Raw genomic sequence first — 18848 nt, forward strand, 5'->3', positions numbered from 1 at the left:
GCGCACCCGGAGGTCCGGCCGCAGGAAGGAGGGGTAGCGACCACCGGCACACCCTGTCTCTCGAACGGATTGCAGGGTCGGAAAGACCCTGGCGATGCCGAAGGCGTCGAGCGTATCAACGGCCCGGGGTGACCGAAGAAGATGGTGACCTCATCGGGGGACCGGGATGGCAGGGTATGCTTGCGACTTATACCACCGGCATGACGATCATCGTCAATAGTTCGTTCTCCGGATACTCGGGTCCGTTGTAGTAACATTCGTAGACGGTACCGGTAGGCTTAAGCCCGTTCTTCTCTATCCAGTTCGCCATCTCAGTGTACGTCGAGACCATCTCTCTATATGGGCCACGATACATGCAGGAGACAACGTTGCCTTCCGGGATAGAGCCCGGGTGGATGTCCCCTTTCCCCGGCAATATCTTCGATACGGGAAACCCAATCTCGACATCAAGACGTTGCATATCCATGTTGTAGTAGGCCACATACGGGACATCTGAGACAAGTTCGCCCAGTTCCTTCAGGTAATCAGCTATCCTGCAGTAACTCTCGCCGATCAGCATGGGTAGATGTTCGACGTTTGTTCTGGTGCGAATCGATACGGTAGGTTGCTCCCTTTTACGGAAGATATCAATGTTCGATACTTTCGGCATCGTACTCCTCCAGTTGTGCAATATCGTTGACACCCGCTTCTGTCCCCCGATAAGCGGTCTGAGATCTCCTCGTTTGATGATTTTTCCTCCCACCTCAAATACTTTCTGCCGGGCTGCCTGCTCCTCGTTGAGTTGCACCTCCGGTGCACGAGCGGCGCTCGTCTCACGACTCGACCTCATCAGGCACCCGGTTATGGTCAGCGGGAACCGGTCGGGTCCCCTGCTGCCATGCATACCCCGGTCCCCGTCCGGCAGGTAAGATTCATATTCGGTGCCGTCAACCCCTCCGATAACCATGCCATACTCGGTCGTTACGGGGGATCTCTTCCGGGCCCATGACGACCCCGGTCACCCCGAGTCGCAGGCACGCCTCGATGCCGCTCTCACCGGGGTGCCGGCTGATGCCTACCGTATCACCCCGGAGCAGACGACGCTCCGGGACCTCACCCGGGTACACACGCACCGGCACATCGCGACCCTCCGGTCGTTCTGCAGGGCGTGTCCTCCCGGACGGGCCTGCTACCTCGACTCCGACACCTACGTCACCTGTGGGTCGTTCGATGCGGCCCTGTATGCGGCGGGTGCCGCGTGGCAGGCGGTGGAGCGGGCGCTCGAGGGCGAACACTCGTTTGCCCTGGTCCGTCCGCCGGGGCACCATGCCGGGCCGAACCGGGCTATGGGATTCTGCCTCTTCAACAACGCTGCCGTAGCGACAGCCCGCGCGCTCGAGTCGGTCGACCGGGCAGCGATCCTTGACTGGGACCTGCATCACGGCAACGGGACACAGGCAGCGTTCTACACCTCGGACCGGGTGCTCTACTGCTCGGTCCACCAGGCAGGGCTCTTCCCCGGAACAGGCTGGCCGGATGAGCGGGGCGCCGGCGCGGGCGCCGGGTATACCGTCAATGCGCCTCTTGAGCCGGGTTCGACCGGCGCCGACTACACCCTGGTCTTTCGGGAGATCTTCATCCCGGCACTCCGGCAGTTCGAGCCGGACCTCGTCGTGATATCGGCAGGTCAGGATGCGCTCTTCGACGACCCGCTCGGTTCGATGCAACTCCGCCCCGACGACTTCGGGGCTCTGACCGGGATGCTGGCGGACGCGAGTCCCGTGGCTCTCGCCCTTGTGCTCGAGGGAGGCTACGGGCGGTCACACGCCGGGGCCGTCGGTGCGATATGTGCCGCCCTCGGCGGAGCGCGCGTTGTGCCCGGCGGCGGTAAACCGAAGACGAGCACCCGGCTGCTTGTGGAGGCATATGGCGACGACGGGCGAGCTGTCCCTCTCTGAGGGAGGTTCATCGTCTCCCTGGTGGGGATGAGTTGCACGCCGGACCGTGGTGGAACCCTCGTGGCGACCATTCCCGTCGCCCCCGGGGATACCTCCGGGAACTCCGGCAACGGGGCTGCCGCTTCGACTACCACGGTGCCCACGGAGCCGGGGACCCCGACGAGCGCACCCTCCCCCGCGCCGACCACAGCGGCATCCGGCTTCGCCGTACTCGCCGCGGCCGGAGCGGTTCTCGTTGCAGCGTGGCTGGCGTGGAGGTGATGATTCCCGGCCACAGGTATCTATATATACAATAATGTATAATTTTGTACAATGATGTTTGTAATGGGTTCCAGACCGGCCGCCCGGTCCATCGATGCCGGAGAGCGCTCTCGCCCCCTTTCGCAGCCACGTTGGCGTCCTTGCTGATCTCTCAGTCCTAAAAACCGCATAGCCCGTCGAATACCATACTCGAAAGATAGGATACTATGAAATCAAGAGATATTGCAATCATCGGCATACTCCTTGCCGTAGGGGCTATCATCAGGTATATGTCCCTCCTGATCCCCGGCCCCATCGTATCGAACCTCGTGATCGCCTTCTATAGCCTTGCCATCATACTGGTCGTGCCCACATTCCGTGAGGCGATCGGGATCGGCGTTGTAGCGGGCATCATCTGTGCCCTTCTCAGCCACTCGATCTTCCCGCCCGCGAATTTCGTCAGCGAACCCATCGGTGCGGTCGCCTGCCTCGGGGTCTACCTGATGCTGAGAGACCGGTTCGTCCTCGCCCCGGCGGTGACGACGCTTCTGGCCACCTTTGCGAGCGGGTTCTCGTTCATCCTCATCTCCATCCTTGCCGTGGCGCCGACGGTCCTTGGCAAGTTCGGGACCTTTGAAGCGTTCCTCGCGGTCACCGTGCCGATTGTCCTGATCACCGCGGCGGTCAACGCCGGCGTCGCGCAGGCGCTCGAGATGCCGGCATCGCGGGCGCTGATGCGGGGGGTCCGGCAGGCGGCCCCGGCGCGGGACATGAGGCAGGCGGATGAGTCCTGAGGCCGGCCGGGAGACCGCCCTCTCTCTTCGAGGCGTCTCTTACGCCTATCCCGGCTCCGATTCACCGGCGCTCGACGGGATCAACCTTGATATCAGGAGAGGGGAGGTCGTCTTCGTCACCGGTCCAACCGGGGCGGGGAAGACGACCCTCTGCCTTGCGGCGTCCGGCATCCTCCACCACGAGTACGGCGGCACGCTCGAGGGCGCGATCACCATCCTCGGGAAGAGCGTCCGGGACTACCGGAGCATGGCCGGGATCGGGAGGCACGTCGGCGTGGTCTTTGACGATGCCGATGCCCAGCTCATCTTCTCCACCGTCGAGGAGGAGGTGGCATCGGGGCTTGAGAACCTCGGTATCCCGAGGGCGGAGATGGAGCAGAGGCTCCGGCACGTGATGGAGGCGACCGGGATCGCCGACCTTGCAGACCGGGCCCCGCACACCCTCTCCGGCGGGCAGAAGCAGCGGGTCGCCATCGCAGCAACCCTTGCCCTGGGGACAGAGATCCTGGTTCTGGACGAATCGACCGCCGAACTGGATGCAGAGGCAACCTCTACGGTATCCGCTCTCCTTCGACGGCTCGCGGACGAGGGGACGGCCGTCCTCATCGTCGAACAGAAGCTCACCGAACTCGCTGCCGTCGCGGATAGAATGGTCCTCATTAACGACGGCACGATCACAAAGGTCGGGTCCCCCGCGGAGATGATGCAGGAGGTCGTCCTGCAACACCCGACGGCCGGCGACATCCGCGGTATCCGGCCGCCCGCACCGGGGGCAGCCTCCCCGGGCGGGGTGCTCCCCGTCATATCGATCCGGGGGCTCGTCCACCGTTACGATGGGGTTACGGCCATCGGGGGTCTCGACTTCGAGGTCGCTCCCGGTGAGATCGTGGCTGTGGTCGGGGAGAACGGGTCCGGGAAGACGACGCTCGTCAAGCACTTCAACGGGCTGCTCCGCCCCACCAGCGGCAGTGTTGTCGTCGACGGGCTGGATGCCGCCACCGTGCCGATAGCGGAACTTGCGCGCCACGTGGGCCTCGTCTTCCAGAACCCGGACACCATGCTCTTTGCAGAGACCGTGGAGGAGGAAGTGGCCTTTGGTATTCGGAACATCAACCCGGATGGAGACCCGGGACAGACAGTCGAGGCCGCCCTTTGTGAGGTCGGCCTCTTCCGCCGGAAGGGAGCCTACCCGCGGTCACTCTCCCGTGGCGAGCGGCAACGCCTGGCGATCGCCTGCGTCATCGCAATGAGGCCGAACGTGATCGTGCTCGACGAGCCTACGACCGGGCTCGATGCCCGGGAGTCGGAGCGGGTCATGGAGGTTCTTGAGCGCTTGCGGCAGAATGGTCATACAATCGTCATGGTGACGCATGACATACACCTTGGAGAAGAGTATGCCGACCGTATCGTCAGGATGAAGCAGGGAAGGATCGTCGGCGACGAGAGAATGTACGAGGAGGAACCATGCCCGAGATTATGCAGTATCTCACCCGGGAGAGCGCCTTTCACCGCCTCCACCCGATTACCAAACTGATCTTTGCAGCCGTCGTCGTTGCCCTCGCAGTGCTGACGAGCGATACCGCGATGCTCGCGGTCCTTGTCGGGGCGGTCGTAGCCGTAGCGGTAGTGGGGGGGCTCGCCCGTGATCTTCTCCGCCAGGTGCCTCTGCTGCTCTCTCTTGCGGCAAGCCTGCTTGCCCTCACCGTCCTCACCATCCGGAGCGGGGGTATCCTCGGTTACCTGATCCCGCCATCGGTCCCGGTCATCGGGGGGGCCTTCCCCGTCACGACGGGGGCGATCGACCTCGCCGTCGCGATGACGCTCCGGTTCGCGGCGATGCTCTTTGCCTTCCAGCTCCTGGTTATATCGACTCAGCCGCGCGACCTCGTCCACGTCATGGACCGCCTCAAGATGCCTGTGGACTACACGCTCATGTTCCTGATTGCGCTCCGGTTCATCCCGAGCCTGCAACTCGAAGGGAAGCGGATCCACGAGGCACAGCTCGCCCGGGCCTACAACCCGGGGAAGGGCCTCTCCGGGAAAGTCCGGGGGCTCTTTCCCATCATCATCCCCCTGGTTTCAAACTCCCTTGGAAAAGCCACGGTCCTTGGTCTGACCATTGATCTCCGGGGCTACCGCTCCGGCAGGCGGACGCCGATGCGTGACCTCTCTCCGGGCCGGGCCGATGTTGCCGGCATCTGCTGCATGGGGCTTCTCGTCGCAGGGTATTTGGCTGTGCTGGTCATATAATCCGATATGTGCGACGGTGCATCTCCCACTCCCTCTTTTCTGCTTCCGACGGCGTTTGAGTTCTACATCGGCGGAAGTGCCGGGCCGTCCCTCTACGTCAGGCTCGTGGACGGGCGGCTCCTCTATGAGTGGGCGAGTGCCGGCGGCTACTCCGGGGTGGTGATGGAGGCGTCGCCCACACCGGATGAGTGGGCACGATTCCACGAGACCGCCGACCGGCTCGGTGTTTGGGAATGGGAGCCGGAGTATGTCTCTGCCTACTCCTGCTGCGACGTCACCTACTGGCACCTGCGGATGGAGATGGGTGGACACAGTATCGTCGTGCGGGGCGCAAATGGGTATCCGGGCTCTGCCGGCCCGGAGGCATCGCGGGAGTTCCGCGAATTCCGCGCGGCAGTGGGAGAACTGATCGGGCGCGAGCCGTGATTGTTTCAGGGAGAGAGCCCGCCCAGGTGTTCGAGGCTTTGTTCGTAGTGCTGAAACGAGTTCGGCTCGACAACCTTCGTGACGCCCGGTGGAAGAGCGGCCATCACGCGGCGAAAATCGATATTCCCGTCACCGCAGGCCAGGTGTTCGTCACGGCGGCCGTGGTTGTCGTGCAGGTGGACATGGATCGTTTCTCCACACTCAAGGAACGATGCCAGGTTACCGTTTACATGGGCATGCCCCACGTCGAGGGCGAAGCCGAGGTCCCGGTCGGCAAGGCGGTCGAGAAAATCCGGTTCCCTGAAGAAACAGATCTCCCATGCCCCCATGTTCTCGACGGCGAACCGGACATCCACCATATGTTGAACTGCAGCGAGGTCGTCAAGCGATCGGTCGAGAGCGGCCTGCGCGGCGCTCCGCATCTCTTCTCCCCAGATGTGTCCCGGGTGGACGACCAGCCGCTCGGCGCCGATCCGGTCGCAAACTTCTGCAAGATCGGCGAGAACCTTGATGGCCGCCCTGCGCAGGTGCTCGTTCTCGGACGCGATGTTAATATCGGCGACCGGCGCATGGACGGTGTAGCGGAGATCGAACGAGTGGCAGACCTCTTCGCACCGGAAGAGGCAGTGAGGGCCGTCGGAGAGAATCTCCGTACGACCCGTACGGCCGGAGATGAGACCGAGCGCCTCCTCAAGCGCCCGGTCCATCAGGCAGCAGGTGGAGCACCCGATCGTATTCGTCGACTGCATGGCGTCCGACCTACCGCTTCCCTCTCCTCCACCAGGCCCGCGCGGCGACAAAGCACACGCCTGCCGTAACCGGCGCTGCCGGAGAGAGCGCCATCCCCTCTTGCGGAGCTGCGTGCTCCTGATCGGAGACAGCGGCAGTGCGCGACAGTTCACCGATAAGAGTTGCCTCCGGCAACGGCATGTCGAGCGTCTCGGCACGGAGGGGTTCCGGCTGCACCTCAAGCAGCGACACGGTCCCATCGAGTGCGCCGGTAAGGATCTGTGTTGTTTCGGACGACTGAGCCGAGACACACCTGATCTCCTCCTCCGTTGGGTGCGTCCACACGTTCTCTCCGTTCCGGTTGAATAGGGTGATCCCACTGCCTGCCAGCACAAGAGTCGACCCGTCTCCGGAGATCGATACATCCGCGATCCGCTCCTGTAGTGGAGATTTCCACAGGAGCCGTCCGTTCCGGTTGAGGAGATATGTAACCTGCTGGGCCGATCCTGCGGCAACCGTCGAACCGTCGCGGGAGATGGCAACCCGGATGCCGTTGCTGCCCGTCCTGTAGTTCCAGAGAAGCCGGCCTTCCCTGCTGAAGAGATATATGTTCCCCTGACCGTCGCCGACAACGATGCTCGAACCGTCGCCGTCGATCGATACGCTCTCGATCGGATCTCCGGTATCAAAGGACCAGGAGACGTTGGCAATCGTTTGTCCGTTGTCCTGGGAGAACACCCGGAGCATGGTGCCGATCCCTGCACCGATCGTACGCCCGTCTGCGGCGATAGCGACGCTCTGCACCCGGGATTCCGGTCTGGAACGCCAGAGCACCTCGCCTTTCCGGTCGAACAGCAGGAGGTGGTCCCCCCCGGCTACGATGCATTCGCCGTCGGAGGAGATGGCCACGCATCTGCTGCAGGATACTGGGTAACTCCAGAGCATTGTGCCTTTCTGGTCATAGAGGTGGATGCTCTCTTCTGTGGTGACGGCACCGTAGAGACCGCTCTCTGCGAGTGCGGCCGCCGCAATCCGGTTGCCGAGTTCCGCTCGCCAGAGTTCTTCGCCGGAGAGCGCCTGCCCCAGGACCGGGTACGCAAGGCCGCTCGCGACGATAACCACGAAGAAAATGGGTAAGATCTGGTTCCACCGCATTCCGCACCGGTCCTTCTTACCTGCCCTGATCAGGAGAACGGTGAGCAGCGCAAAGGCAGGCAAGATCGTGCAGAAACCCGGCGACTGGGCCGCATGAGTCTCTTCGGGGATGCCCGCATCAAAGAGGTCCGGGTGGAGGGTGGCCGCCACCTCTTCCAGCGCATCCACGATCCGCGGGCTTCCGCGGCTGATGATGTCAGCGTCGACGACGTAGACGTGGCCGTTTCTGACCGCATCGAGCCTCTGCATCCGGGGCTCGTTCATGAAGTAGTCGTAGACGATGTCGTATCCTCCATTGCTCATGCCGGTACCCGAACTGACGAAGATGTACTCCGGGTTCGTGGTGATGAACTCTTCGAGGCCGACGATGCCCCACCCCTCTGTCGAACCGAATGCATTGGTCCCCCCGGCCATCGTGATCACCTCGTCCTGGAATGTTGCCCCGCCGCTGACCCAGATCGGGTCGTACCAGACGACATGGGCGACGGACGGTCTCTCCGCCAGGGCCTCTGTCGTATCGGTCACCGCCTGAATACGGGCCTGCAGTTCCCGAACGCACGCCGCTGCCCGCTCTTCCTGCCCGGTAGCCACTCCGACCAGTTCGGTGTCCCGCAGGACATCGTCGACCGTCTGCGGGTTGAGGGTGACGACGGTCATCCCGAGAACTCTCAGGCGGTTGACCACGTCTTCGGTGTTGCCGGTAGCGGCGAAGATCAGGTCCGGTTCGGTTGCGAGCACCTTCTCGATGTTGATGGTGCTGTATCCGCCGACCTTCAGTTTGCCGGCGGCCTCTGGCGGGTAGTTACAGTAGTCGGTGACGCCGACGATCCGGTCCTCAAGGCCGAGGGCATACAGGATCTCGGTATTGGATGGTGCGAGCGAGACGATCTTCTGCGGCAGGCCCCGGATCGTGACGATCTCCCCATAGTCGTCGGTCACCGTCACGGCTCTCCCGGCCGCGTCCGTCGCTGCCGGAGCGTACGTCCCGGCCGGGGTCGTGGTAGGGGCGGCGGCCATGATGCCCGGCGTGGGTGTGGCGGACGGCGAGTGCACCGTCGGAGAAGGGAGTATGGGGTATGGTCGCCCGAGGAGTGCGGGAATTGCGCTTGCAGTCATGCCGCAGGGATTGTCGGTCACGTACGCCGTGTAGCGGAACGAACCGTCGGGGTTCTGCAGGCCGGCAAGGTGGTCCACCACACTCGTCTCACCCGCTCTCCAGTTCGCGGGGTTGTCTCCCGTGGCAACGATGCCCTGAATGACCCAGGCATCCGACGCAGCGTTTGCGGCGCTCGTTCCCCCGTAATGGAAACCGCCGTTCTCCTGCTGCATTCCCTTCAGGTATGCGAGCGCGTTCTGCACCGCGGCTGCATCGTGGGGGATGCCTGCCGCCGCGAGCGCCTCGAGTGCGGCACCCGTGTCGTCGGGGTCGCTCTCGGCACCCGGCGTCCAGGGGAAGCCGCCGTCGGCGTTCTGCCGTGACATCAGCCACCCGGCCGATCTCCCGGCATCCTCGCCGGCGGAGGCGAGGGCTACGATCGTCCAGATTGTCGTGTAAACATGGTCCCCGGCCTGTCCGTCGGACTTCACCCGCGACTTCAGTTCAGCAACGTAGTCGGTCCCGGAGAAGGCGCGGGGGTCTTCCCCGACTGCAACCAGCGTCAGGATCGTGCGCGCGATATCGACAGTCCCTCCTTTTGCCAGGATGTCGTCGTTCATCGACCGGAGGTAATCGATGGTCGAGTTGCCGTTCTTCACCCACATCCGCGGGTCTTCGCCCGCAGCGACGGCTGCCATGATCGTCCACGACGTCGTGCCCGGGCTGCTCTCGCGCCCGGCTTCCCCGAAACCCCCATCGTCTTTCTGGCAGGCGCGGAGATAGTCCAGGGAGGTCTGGACGGCCGGGTCGCCCGTGCTCAGTGGATAGGCGCCGCAGGAGGCGATGCAGAGGAGGAGGATGAGCAGGATGCTGCCGATCCGCTTCATTGTCTTCTCCTCCGCTCGATGAAGAGGTATGCCGCTCCGATGAGCAGGGCCATGCCCGTGCCGGCGATGATGAGCGGTGATGCTCCTGCAGGCGCAGGCGTTCCGGCTGCGGTCGGTGCACCGGAGGCGGCAGCGGTAGCGGTGCTCACCGGGATATTCTGTGCCGCGGGCGCTGCCGTGACCGTCAGCAGGCCGAAGGCCGAGAGGCCGCCGGGTGAGATTCCCTCGAAGATCAGGTTCCCGTTCCTGTCGGTCCCGGCAGGCCGGGTTTCGAGTACCTCGTATCTGCCGTCCTCCGCAGACCGTGCGATCCTGACGGCGTCCACGCCGCCGTGCTCTTCCACCCACGTGGGGCTTACGGTCATCCGGATCACCGCTCCGGCGATATCCTCGCCGTTCTCCAGGTTGGTCCGCGTGACGGTCATGGTATAGGCAAGAGCATCGATCTCCTCACCGTTCTCTGCCGCGGCGAGGTGGAAGGCACTTGCCGCACCTGCATCGGGTGTCTCGGTGATGGAGATCTCGATGCGGCCGTCTCCCGGTATGCCGGTGAGGTTCAGGTCCAGCGATGCGGCGACGAGACCTATCGAGCTGATGTTAGCCGTGACGGGCTCGATCGATGCCGTGACGCTCTCGATCAGGCCCGTGGCCGTCCCTTCCTTTTCGTTGATGTTCCGGGCGGTAAGGACCATGGTCAGCCCGTTCCGCTTGATGATAAAGGAGTTCCCCGATACGGTGACCTGCTCCGCGGACGTGTTCCCGCTGCCGGTGTAAAACGAGAAGACCTGACCCCACTCCCCGAGTTCGACGAAGGCCCCGGCCGGCAGCCCGAGGAAGAACGACGGGATTGCCGCTCCCGGCTTATTGGAGCCCTCGGTTACGGTGTCCGATGCGGAACCCGACGAACCGGAACCGCCGCCCGACGAACTCGATTCCGAACTGCCGGCCGATGCCGGGATCGTAACCCTGATCGGGACGATGTCCGACGATGTCGCCGGGGTCGAACTCATCCCCTCGCTCCAGAAGAAGACGACTTCATCGCCGTTAGCGAGCGCATATGTGTTTGCACCGACGGCGGGGCTTTCGCCGTTCACCTGGTACATCCAGCCCTTCGTCCCCGTGCCTGCTCTGCCCCTGACGGAGTTGAGGAAGAGCGACCCGTACTCCCGGTAGTACGAGTCGTCGACGGTATAGGCGGTTCCCGTCGCATCGAGGGCACCCAGTGCTGTCTGCCGGCCGACCGTGTAGGTCTTTCCGCTGTTTGCCGCGGTGATGTTAAACTTACCTGATTCGAGGGTGACGGTGATCCAGGAGGCCGGCGAATCGCCTCCTCCTCCCTCCCCTCCCGGTGTCGGGGTGGGCGTTGTCGGGATGGAGACGGTGATGTTGACCACCGCGCCGGCGCTCTCGGGTGGCGAATCCCATGCCCCGTACCAGTAGGTGACGACGTCCCCGTCGGCGAGCTGGTAGTCCGCTGCTCCGACGCCGGCGGTCACCCCGTTGACCGCATAGAGCCACGAGTCCCAGGAGGTTTCGTTGTAGGCGATACCGCCGATGGAGTAGAGGTACGAGCCCCAGCTTTCCTCCTTGAGGGTATAGTTGAAGTTGCCTCTCGTCGCTGCCGCGTCCAGCGCTCCGAGGGCCGAGGTCCGGTTGACGGTGTAGGCGGCACTCGCGTTGTTGAGCGGCGTGACCGTGAATGTTTGCCCGTCCGTCAGGTTGACTGTTCCTTCCCATGCGAAGTCGCAGACGTTGACGTTGATGTTGATGACGTGGTCGGCGGTCTCCGGGGTCGAATCCCACGCTCCGTACCAGTAGGTGACGACGTCCCCGTCGGCGAGCTGGTAGTCCGCCGCTCCGACGCCGGCGGTCGCCCCGTTGACCGCATAGAGCCAGGAGTCCCAGGAAGTCTCGTTGTAGGCGATACCGGCGATGGAGTAGAGGTACGAGCCCCAGCTCTCCTCCCTGAGGGTGTAGTTGAAACCGCCTGCCGTCGCTGCCGCGTCCAGCGCTCCGAGGGCCGAGGTCCGGTTGACCGTGTAGACGGCGCTCTGGTTGTTGAACGGCGTGACCGCGAAGGTCTCTCCCCTGGTCAGGGCCACGGTCCCGCTCCACAGGCCGGGCGCCGGGGTGGGCGTTGCCGGGATGGAGACGGTGATGTTGACCACCGTACCGGCGGTATCGGGCGTCGAATCCCACTCCCCATACCAGTAGGTGACGATATCCCCGTCGGCGAGCTGGTAGTCCGTCGTTTCGACGGTGGCGGCGACGCTGTTGACGCTGTAGAGCCATGAATCCCCGGAGGTCTCGTTGTAGACGATGCCGGCGATGGAGTAGAGGTACGAGCCCCAGGTTTCCTCCCTGAGGGTGTAGTTGAAACCACCTGTGATCGCGGCGGCATCCAGCGCGCCGAGGGCCGAGGTCCGGTTGACGGTGTAGACGGCGCTCTCGTTGTTGAACGGCGTGACCGTGAAGGTCTCTCCTTCGGCGAGTCTCACCATTCCGCTCCACCCGGAAAACGCCGATTCCGGGACCTGCCCTTCCCCGAAGGCATAGAGGTTCCCTTCATCGGACCCGATGTAGAGGATGCCGTTCGATACGGCCGGCGAGGACTGGAGGTAATTGGTCGTGGCGTACCGCCAGACTTCGTTGCCCGCAGTATCAACCGCGAAGATTGTGGCTGTCCTGGTGTTGGAGGCGAAGTAGACGGTATCGTTCGCAACAACCGGTGAGGTGTCGATCCTGCCGTTTGCAGTAAACGTCCACTCTTCGTCTCCGGTCTCTGCATCGCGGCAGTGCATGACCCCGTCGGCCGTGCCGAGATAGAGCCTGCCGCCGGCAACGGCGGGCGTGCCCCACGATGCACTGACTGACCTGTTCCAGACCTCGATACCCGTGACGGTGTCGAGGGCATAGAGCCGGTTTGCCGACGCGGCATAGACCATGCTGCCGGCGATCGCCGGCGACGACTTTACCTGTCCGTCGGTAGTGACGTTCCAGATCTCCTCACCGGTATCGATGTCGATACAGTAGAGGGCATCTGTCACGGCGTTGCCGGCGAAGTACGCCCGGCCTGCGGCATCGACAGCCGGCGAAGAGTAGGCAAACGTCTTGTTTCCGGTGGTATACGTCCGGACTTCGTTTCCATCGGGATCGAAGGCGTGCAGCGTCCCGTCGGTCATAGAGGTCACCAGGACCATGTCGTCGTACACAACCGGGCTGCAGGAGAGGCCGTGCCAGTTACCGCCTTCTCTCCCGGTATCGACGGGAACGTTCCAGAGCGTGCTGCCGTCCGTGGTATCGATACAGTAGAGGTTCCCGTCCATGCATCCGACAAAGAGCCTGTCGCCGGAGACGGCCGCGCCGGATACGGTGCCTTCGCCGGCACCCAGGGGGTTCCTCCAGACCTCGCTGCCGGTGGAGGCATTCAGGCAGAAGAGGTAATATTCCTCCTCGGAATCAAAGTTCATGTCCGGCCAGACCCCGATGTAGACCCGGCCGCCATCCACCACTGGTGATGCGCCGACGAACTCACCGAGGTTGGCCTTCCAGAGGATAGTGTTGTTCTGCGGCCCGTCTTCGGGGACGTAGCCGGTTCGTTGCCCGTCGTGGTGAAACATCGGGTATGCCGCGCTCACCACGCCGACGAGCATGAGTGAGAGCATGATAAGCCCGATAGAGATTTTAAAACCGTTTGATTTCATTAGTACAAGTACACTTGATATAACTTAATAAAATTTTACAAATTGATTCTTCAATAACTAATTTTCATTTGTATTCAGGCCGGTTCTCCACCCGGACGCCCTGATGCCGGCGCGCCTTCCAGGGCAGTTTCCGGCCCGATTTGACGACGTTATCGCGGAGAAATGCGGGGGATGGCTGTGCCGGATCCGCCAGCCGGGGTGGCGCCGCGCGCATACGGTTGATCCAGGAGAGGGCACCCGGCACGCAGAGCCGTACAGCGGACCGGCTCCATGTGACTACCGGCAACAGCCCATGCCCGCCCCTCTTGCTTCCCGGGCACGCCCTTGCACATCATCTCCGGTCGGTACCCGCGATCCTGCAGCGGCGGGTCACGCCGACCCCATAAGGAACTGCAGGACCTGCTCGATCCGCTCCGCCGTGACCGCCCCCCGTTCAAGCAGCCCGTAAATGATCGCTTCTGCCTCTCCTCCGGTGCAGTCCTGGAAGGACCGGTGCGTGTCGCCGTTCAGGAGCACAATCCGCTTATTCCGGTAACCTTCCAGTATCCTGATGTTCTCGATATTGCCCTGCCCTACGGGCATTGCCGTTACGACGACCGCATCCGCGGCAGCGATGCACCGCGCGAGGTCCTCGCGGGCGCCCGGAGAGATTGCGCTGAACGGTGCCTCGGTAACGCAGGGTATGTTCAATGCCGTTGCGGTTGCATAGTCGGTATCGAAAACGTTGAGCACACCGGTGCTCACCCGGAATCCCTCCTTGTGGAGAGCGTAGAGGAGATCGGACCCCGTCCCGCCGCCGCAGACGACGTGCACGCCCCGTTCCGGCTGGCGTTTCGCGGCGTATTTGTACGTAGGGAGGATATACGGCTTCCCTGTCAGGGGATGGGGTTTTACCAGTGCATCGATCCCGTATACTGTATTGAGTGTCTCACGGGTCAGGACATCCTTCGGCGGTCCGGCAGCATAGACCCGCCGGTCTTTGAGCACGATCAGGCGGTCGCAGTAGTATGCAGCCAGATTCAGGTCGTGAAAGACGCTGATCACGGTGATATCCTCGGTGAGACCCTTGATGATGTTAAGAATTTCGATCTGGTGACTGATATCGAGGTTTGAGGTGGCCTCGTCGAGCAGCAGGACCTCTGGTTCCTGTGCGAGCGCCCGCGCGATGAGCACCCGCTGGCGTTCGCCGCCGCTGATCTCGTGGACCGACGAACCGGCGATGTGAGTGACGTTTGCAAGGTGCATGGCGTGGTCACAGATCTCCAGGTCCTCCGATCTCTCGGAAGCGAATCTCCCGATGTAGGGGTGCCTCCCCATCATGACGATCTCGCGAACGGTATAATCGAAGCTGATTGAGATCTCCTGCGGCACGACGGCGACCTGTTGCGCCAGATCCCGGAAACTGAAGGTGCCCAGGCCCTGTTCGGAGAGACGGACCTCTCCCGAATCCGGGGCGACAATCCGGCTCATCGCTTTGAGCAGTGTCGTCTTCCCGGACCCGTTCGGCCCGATGATCCCGAGAATCTCGCCCCTGTCCGCGTAAAACGAGACTGCCTCAAGAATCTTCCTTGCGCCGTAAGAGACGTCGATATCGATGATTTCGACCGGCTTCATGCTCTCATCCGACTCCGCAGAAGGTATATGAAAAACGGTGCGCCGAAGCAGGCGGTGATGATCCCGACCGGCATGTCGTTCGCGAACGTCCTTGCGAGCGTGTCGGACCAGACGAGGAGGATCCCGCCTGCAAGGGCGGCTGCAGGAAAGAGGATGCGATGGTCCGGCCCGACGATCAGGCGCATCACGTGGGGGGTGATCAGGCCGATGAACCCGATTGCCCCTGCGATAGAGACCGCTATGCCCGTCAGGGATGCGCTCGCAAAGAGGAGGATCCGCTTTAATCGTTCGACATTCACGCCGAGATGGATCGCGTCCTCTTCCCCGAGCGATATGATGTTGATATCGCGTGCATAGAGGTAGATGGCCACGCACCCGATCGGGATGAGGATGGCGATGAAGACGTCGTCCCATGCGACATTCCAGAACCCTCCCATCAGCCAGAACATGATCTGGTGCAGGCTCCGTCCGGAGGTATACATGAGGAACGAGAGAAATGCGGAGAGGAGCATGGAGAGGGCGACGCCGGAGAGCAGGAGCGTCTCGACGGGAATCTTCCCGCCCTGGCGGGCGATGGTGTAGACGGCAAAGGTGGTGATTGCCGCTCCTGCGAATGCGAGAACCGGCAAACCTGCACCTGCCAGGAAGACGATGGACAGCGTGGCCCCGAGGGACCCGCCGGTCGACGTGCCGATGATGTAGGGATCCGCCATCGAGTTCTTGAACAGTCCCTGCATGGCCGTGCCTGCCACGGCAAGCGCACAACCGACCAGCGCTGCAGCGATCACCCGTGGAAGCCTGACGTCCCGGACGATCATCCCTGCCGTCTCCGGACTGAAGAGTGATGCGATCGAGACGTTGGTTGGTCCGATGGCCACAGCAAGGATCATGCTGGCAAGAAGGATGCAAATGAGTATCGGAATCGCAATCAACCTGATTCTGGACATTCTCTGTTAAGTAAAGTATTTTTTACTTTATTAAACTTATCTTGTGTATAGCCGCGCGCCAGGTTTCTAGAAACGTAGATTGACCGGATTCTTGTGCATTGGAGGGAATCTGGGTAAGCCTGATACGATGAGCCGTCAAACCTCTCTGCCATATGGGCAACCTGAACATTGCTGTGCTGGGACCCGGTGGTTACGCCAAAGACCTCGGGAAGAAGGGCACGGAATCCGATATCACCTTCTATAACCTGAAGAAGGGCGATGATACCGTCACCATCATCGAACCGACCCGGTATCCCGAGCGGCTGGCCCCGCTCTTCTACGCCGCATCGATGGCGGATGCGGTTCTCATCGTGGTGAGCGAGATCACCCCGACACTCGGGGAGTGGGTGCTGATACTCGATGAGGTAGGGGTAAAGCAGGGTTACATCGTCCTCCGGAACTATCTGACCCCAGGTGACCTCGCGCCGCTTCTCCGGGGAACGGTGCTCGAGCACTACGAGTTCGTAGACGCTGACCCGATCGCGCTCCGAGACCTCCTGCTCGACCTGGCGCACGCTCGACACCCTGTTCCGCCCGGCGCCGGTGCTGTGGGAACGATCCCCATCGATCATCACTTCAACGTCCGCGGTATCGGGACGGTTATTCTCGGCGGCGTGGTGCGGGGTGGGATCAGGAAGCACGATACCCTGAAGATCTACCCCGGGGAGCAACCGATCACGGTGCGGTCCATCCAGAAGCACGACGACGACTTCGACTGGGCCGCCGAAGGCGACCGTGTGGGGCTCGCGCTCAAGAACGTCGAGTCCGACGACCTTGACCGCGGCTTTGTCCTCTCAAACGATCCCGCGATCCGGACCCGGACGAGCCTTGAGGCGCGGGGGACCCTGGTCAGGTATTGGCCGGCGCCGCTCACGGCGGGGACGGTCCTTCACATCGGCCACTGGATGCAGTTCATCCCGGCGCGGGTGGAGGCCGTGCGGGACGAGGGGAACTGGCGGCAGCCGACGCTCTCACTTGTGCTGGAGAAAGATCTCGTCTACCTTCCCGGCGACACGGCGGTGCTCCACTATCTCGAGGGTGGGAAACTCCGGATCGTCGGACATATCGAACTGCCCTGAGCAGTTTGGGCGGGAAGATCCCGTCAAAGATATCAACTCATTTTTAATCAGGCCCCGGGGGCCTCTGCCGTACCCGTGAACCCGGAGACTCGCACCAGTCACGCCGGGTCTGTGATGCTGGAGCAACCACGGCGAAGAGCCGTGCGACCTAAAAAAAGGGGGGGTTAGACGAGTTTGAAGAGCGGGTGGGTATCGACCTTGGGCTCGATGCCGAGGTCGCGCACCGCTTCCAGCACAACGATATCGACGTAGGCCTGTGCGGTGATCATCGCCTCGACATTCTCGATCGGGCCGTACATGATCAGGTCGGCACCAAGCGTGCTTGCAACCATGTTGCATCCGATATCGGGTGCAGACCAGGCCGCCTGGCGCATACCGTCCGTACCACCGAGGTAGTGGTGCGTGAGCTGCTCGATGAGGGCATCCTTGCCCTCGAGGCCGGCCAGCTGCTGGGAGGGGACTTTCTTCGTTCCCTTCCACCGCTTGAGCCAGGTCCAGGAGACGGTCATGTTGTGGTAGGCACCGCCGGTCGGCAGACCGTGGATCGCCTTGCAGGCGAGGATCTCGCGGTATGAACCGCCGGAACCGAGACCGAGCGGGGTTGCTGCGGTATCGAGGATCGGGCGGGTGATGCCGCACTTCTCCGCGATCTCGAGCATTCCCATCTCCTGCCCGGCGACGCCGCCCTCGGTCAGGACCTTCTCACGGCCGGCAACCGACGGGTCGGCGGGGTTGAAGGCGAGGACGATGGCTGCATTCACATCGCTCTTGGCCAGCGCCTCGATGTTCTCCGGTCCGATCGAACCGTTGATCGAGTTGTAGATCGCACGGTCTGCGGTGCCCGACTGGGTGACGTACTCGCACGCATGGGCGAGCGCCGCCGGGACGGACGAGTCCATCAGGAACGCGGTCTTGTCGTCGATGCTGCAGAACCAGTCGATGTAACTCTCGAAGGCCTCGCCGTATTCCCCGATAATCTGAATGAAGTGGGGAATACCGGTAAGGTCCGAGAGTTCCTGGCAGCGGTTCCAGAGCCCCTCTGCTTTCAGCTTGTCGATCTTTCCGGTGTGGTCATCCAGAACAACCTCGTGTTTGTTGTAGAAGATGGATGCACCGAGCACGGTCGGGTATTCACCAGGCTGCCCGCCGATCATGGTACCGTTAAAGTCGTGTACCGTCTGCTCTTTTTCGAACTTGAACATATTCGTCAATCCTCCTTACAGGTACCCAACCAATTTGGGCAGTAATACCAACAACATCATGAATACAATCAAACCTGCAACCAGCCCATACAGGATGCCGATATCGCGCCCGATCTTTCTTCCGACGCGTTGGGCTATCTCTGCATCGACGAACTCGATCCTCTCCTCGATAGCGTTGAGCCGCTCCTCGATCTCAAGGAACTGTGGGTTTGCGCCTGCGGCGGCAACTTCCGCCGCGCCGCCTGCTTCCTTGACCTCGACGATCATGGGTTCTGCGGGGAACGCACCGGGGTCTCTGGCCTTGAGTTCGTCGATCTTGGCCTTGATGGTGCCCATATCCTCGCTTTCCATGATGTTGACCATCTCGACCTGGTCCTGGAAGCGCTTGATCGCCTCGTCGGTAAGGTTCTCGATGAACGGGATGGCTCCCTGAGCGCCGACGATCTTACCGCCGGAGACTCCTCCGGCATGCAGCGCTATGAAGCTCTGACCGGAAAGGTGTCCCTTAACCTCCGTACCACAGCAGAGGATGAACCTGATGTTGGGATTGGAGATGACGTTCGCGATGATCTTCTCGATACCGAGGTTCTCGGTCTTACAGGACCCGGCGATTGCCGCTCCGGCATCGCAGATGCCCTGCTCGTCGAGGTGGGATCCCATGGTGACGACGCCGACGCAACTCTGTGCATCTCCCGTGTGGAAGTCGCCCTGAACAATCGGCCATCCGCTGGCCGGTGATTTCTTCTCAA

15 protein-coding genes are annotated in these 18848 nt (G+C 62.4%); 7 read left to right on the forward strand and 8 right to left on the reverse strand.

Going from position 1 to position 18848, the window contains the following annotated elements; translation table 11 throughout:
- Positions 1–187: 187 nt before the first annotated feature.
- Positions 188–946, reverse strand: a complete 759-nt coding sequence (locus PLN84_RS05735) for a GyrI-like domain-containing protein (RefSeq protein ID WP_292382386.1) — start codon at positions 944–946, stop codon at positions 188–190.
- Here PLN84_RS05735 and PLN84_RS05740 point away from each other — a divergent pair.
- From PLN84_RS05740 to PLN84_RS05765, 6 genes are all read left to right on the forward strand, one after another.
- Positions 945–1937 carry a histone deacetylase gene (locus tag PLN84_RS05740; RefSeq protein WP_292382384.1) on the forward strand — a complete coding sequence of 331 codons (993 nt, stop codon included), beginning with the start codon at positions 945–947 and terminating at the stop codon, positions 1935–1937. The two genes, PLN84_RS05735 and PLN84_RS05740, sit on opposite strands and share 2 nt — an antisense overlap.
- 27 nt (positions 1938–1964) lie before the next feature.
- Complete coding sequence (locus PLN84_RS05745; protein WP_292558922.1) at positions 1965–2198, forward strand: hypothetical protein; 234 nt, start codon at positions 1965–1967, stop codon at positions 2196–2198.
- A gap of 206 nt (positions 2199–2404) precedes the next feature.
- A complete protein-coding gene (locus PLN84_RS05750; RefSeq protein ID WP_292382381.1) occupies positions 2405–2971 on the forward strand; it encodes a hypothetical protein in 567 nt (188 codons plus the stop codon).
- Positions 2961–4505, forward strand: a complete 1545-nt coding sequence (locus PLN84_RS05755; protein ID WP_292382379.1) for an energy-coupling factor transporter ATPase — start codon at positions 2961–2963, stop codon at positions 4503–4505. Before PLN84_RS05750 ends, PLN84_RS05755 begins: the two co-directional genes overlap by 11 nt.
- Positions 4436–5221 carry an energy-coupling factor transporter transmembrane component T gene (locus PLN84_RS05760; protein ID WP_292382378.1) on the forward strand — a complete coding sequence of 262 codons (786 nt, stop codon included), beginning with the start codon at positions 4436–4438 and terminating at the stop codon, positions 5219–5221. The genes PLN84_RS05755 and PLN84_RS05760 overlap by 70 nt, the downstream gene beginning before the upstream one ends.
- Before the next feature lie 6 nt (positions 5222–5227).
- Positions 5228–5647: a hypothetical protein gene (locus PLN84_RS05765; RefSeq protein WP_292558923.1), complete on the forward strand. Its 420-nt coding sequence runs from the start codon at positions 5228–5230 to the stop codon at positions 5645–5647.
- Between the two features lie 5 nt (positions 5648–5652).
- Here PLN84_RS05765 and PLN84_RS05770 read toward each other — a convergent pair whose 3' ends face one another.
- The 5 genes from PLN84_RS05770 to PLN84_RS05790 form a co-directional block, all read right to left on the reverse strand.
- The gene (locus PLN84_RS05770; protein WP_292382375.1) at positions 5653–6396 is read right to left on the reverse strand and encodes a sugar phosphate isomerase/epimerase family protein; all 744 of its coding nucleotides are present in this window, start codon (positions 6394–6396) and stop codon (positions 5653–5655) included.
- Between the two features lie 10 nt (positions 6397–6406).
- Positions 6407–9514 (reverse strand): helical backbone metal receptor, encoded by a 3108-nt coding sequence (locus PLN84_RS05775; RefSeq protein WP_292382373.1) that lies wholly within the window; start codon positions 9512–9514, stop codon positions 6407–6409.
- Positions 9511–13179, reverse strand: coding sequence for a PQQ-binding-like beta-propeller repeat protein (locus PLN84_RS05780; protein ID WP_292382371.1), 3669 nt, complete (start codon positions 13177–13179; stop codon positions 9511–9513). Before PLN84_RS05780 ends, PLN84_RS05775 begins: the two co-directional genes overlap by 4 nt.
- Before the next feature lie 408 nt (positions 13180–13587).
- Positions 13588–14832, reverse strand: a complete 1245-nt coding sequence (locus PLN84_RS05785; RefSeq protein WP_292382370.1) for an ABC transporter ATP-binding protein — start codon at positions 14830–14832, stop codon at positions 13588–13590.
- Positions 14829–15779 (reverse strand): iron chelate uptake ABC transporter family permease subunit, encoded by a 951-nt coding sequence (locus PLN84_RS05790; RefSeq protein WP_292382368.1) that lies wholly within the window; start codon positions 15777–15779, stop codon positions 14829–14831. Before PLN84_RS05790 ends, PLN84_RS05785 begins: the two co-directional genes overlap by 4 nt.
- A 152-nt stretch (positions 15780–15931) precedes the next feature.
- Here PLN84_RS05790 and PLN84_RS05795 point away from each other — a divergent pair, with 152 nt between their 5' ends.
- Entirely contained in the window at positions 15932–16897 is a 966-nt protein-coding gene (locus PLN84_RS05795; protein ID WP_292382366.1) for an EF-Tu/IF-2/RF-3 family GTPase, read from the forward strand.
- Positions 16898–17061: 164 nt separating this feature from the next.
- Here the strand turns inward: PLN84_RS05795 and mtrH are convergent, their stop codons facing one another.
- Together mtrH and mtrA are read right to left on the reverse strand one after the other, a co-directional pair.
- Positions 17062–18099, reverse strand: coding sequence for a tetrahydromethanopterin S-methyltransferase subunit H (mtrH, locus tag PLN84_RS05800; RefSeq protein ID WP_292382364.1), 1038 nt, complete (start codon positions 18097–18099; stop codon positions 17062–17064).
- A 15-nt stretch (positions 18100–18114) separates the two neighbouring features.
- Positions 18115–18848, reverse strand: a 734-nt coding sequence (gene mtrA / locus PLN84_RS05805) for a tetrahydromethanopterin S-methyltransferase subunit A (protein WP_348531967.1), incomplete at its 5' end; no start/stop codon positions are given.

Source organism: Methanoculleus sp., assembly GCF_035363275.1.
Classification (GTDB): domain Archaea; phylum Halobacteriota; class Methanomicrobia; order Methanomicrobiales; family Methanoculleaceae; genus Methanoculleus.

Coding starts and splice junctions, on each gene's coding strand:
- PLN84_RS05740 (WP_292382384.1), top strand. CDS start 945: ATGCCATACTCGGTCGTTACGGGGGATCTCTTCCGGGCCCATGACGAC.
- PLN84_RS05735 (WP_292382386.1), bottom strand. CDS start 946: ATGGTTATCGGAGGGGTTGACGGCACCGAATATGAATCTTACCTGCCG.
- PLN84_RS05745 (WP_292558922.1), top strand. CDS start 1,965: ATGAGTTGCACGCCGGACCGTGGTGGAACCCTCGTGGCGACCATTCCC.
- PLN84_RS05750 (WP_292382381.1), top strand. CDS start 2,405: ATGAAATCAAGAGATATTGCAATCATCGGCATACTCCTTGCCGTAGGG.
- PLN84_RS05755 (WP_292382379.1), top strand. CDS start 2,961: ATGAGTCCTGAGGCCGGCCGGGAGACCGCCCTCTCTCTTCGAGGCGTC.
- PLN84_RS05760 (WP_292382378.1), top strand. CDS start 4,436: ATGCCCGAGATTATGCAGTATCTCACCCGGGAGAGCGCCTTTCACCGC.
- PLN84_RS05765 (WP_292558923.1), top strand. CDS start 5,228: ATGTGCGACGGTGCATCTCCCACTCCCTCTTTTCTGCTTCCGACGGCG.
- PLN84_RS05770 (WP_292382375.1), bottom strand. CDS start 6,396: ATGCAGTCGACGAATACGATCGGGTGCTCCACCTGCTGCCTGATGGAC.
- PLN84_RS05775 (WP_292382373.1), bottom strand. CDS start 9,514: ATGAAGCGGATCGGCAGCATCCTGCTCATCCTCCTCCTCTGCATCGCC.
- PLN84_RS05780 (WP_292382371.1), bottom strand. CDS start 13,179: ATGCTCTCACTCATGCTCGTCGGCGTGGTGAGCGCGGCATACCCGATG.
- PLN84_RS05785 (WP_292382370.1), bottom strand. CDS start 14,832: ATGAAGCCGGTCGAAATCATCGATATCGACGTCTCTTACGGCGCAAGG.
- PLN84_RS05790 (WP_292382368.1), bottom strand. CDS start 15,779: ATGTCCAGAATCAGGTTGATTGCGATTCCGATACTCATTTGCATCCTT.
- PLN84_RS05795 (WP_292382366.1), top strand. CDS start 15,932: ATGGGCAACCTGAACATTGCTGTGCTGGGACCCGGTGGTTACGCCAAA.
- mtrH (WP_292382364.1), bottom strand. CDS start 18,099: ATGTTCAAGTTCGAAAAAGAGCAGACGGTACACGACTTTAACGGTACC.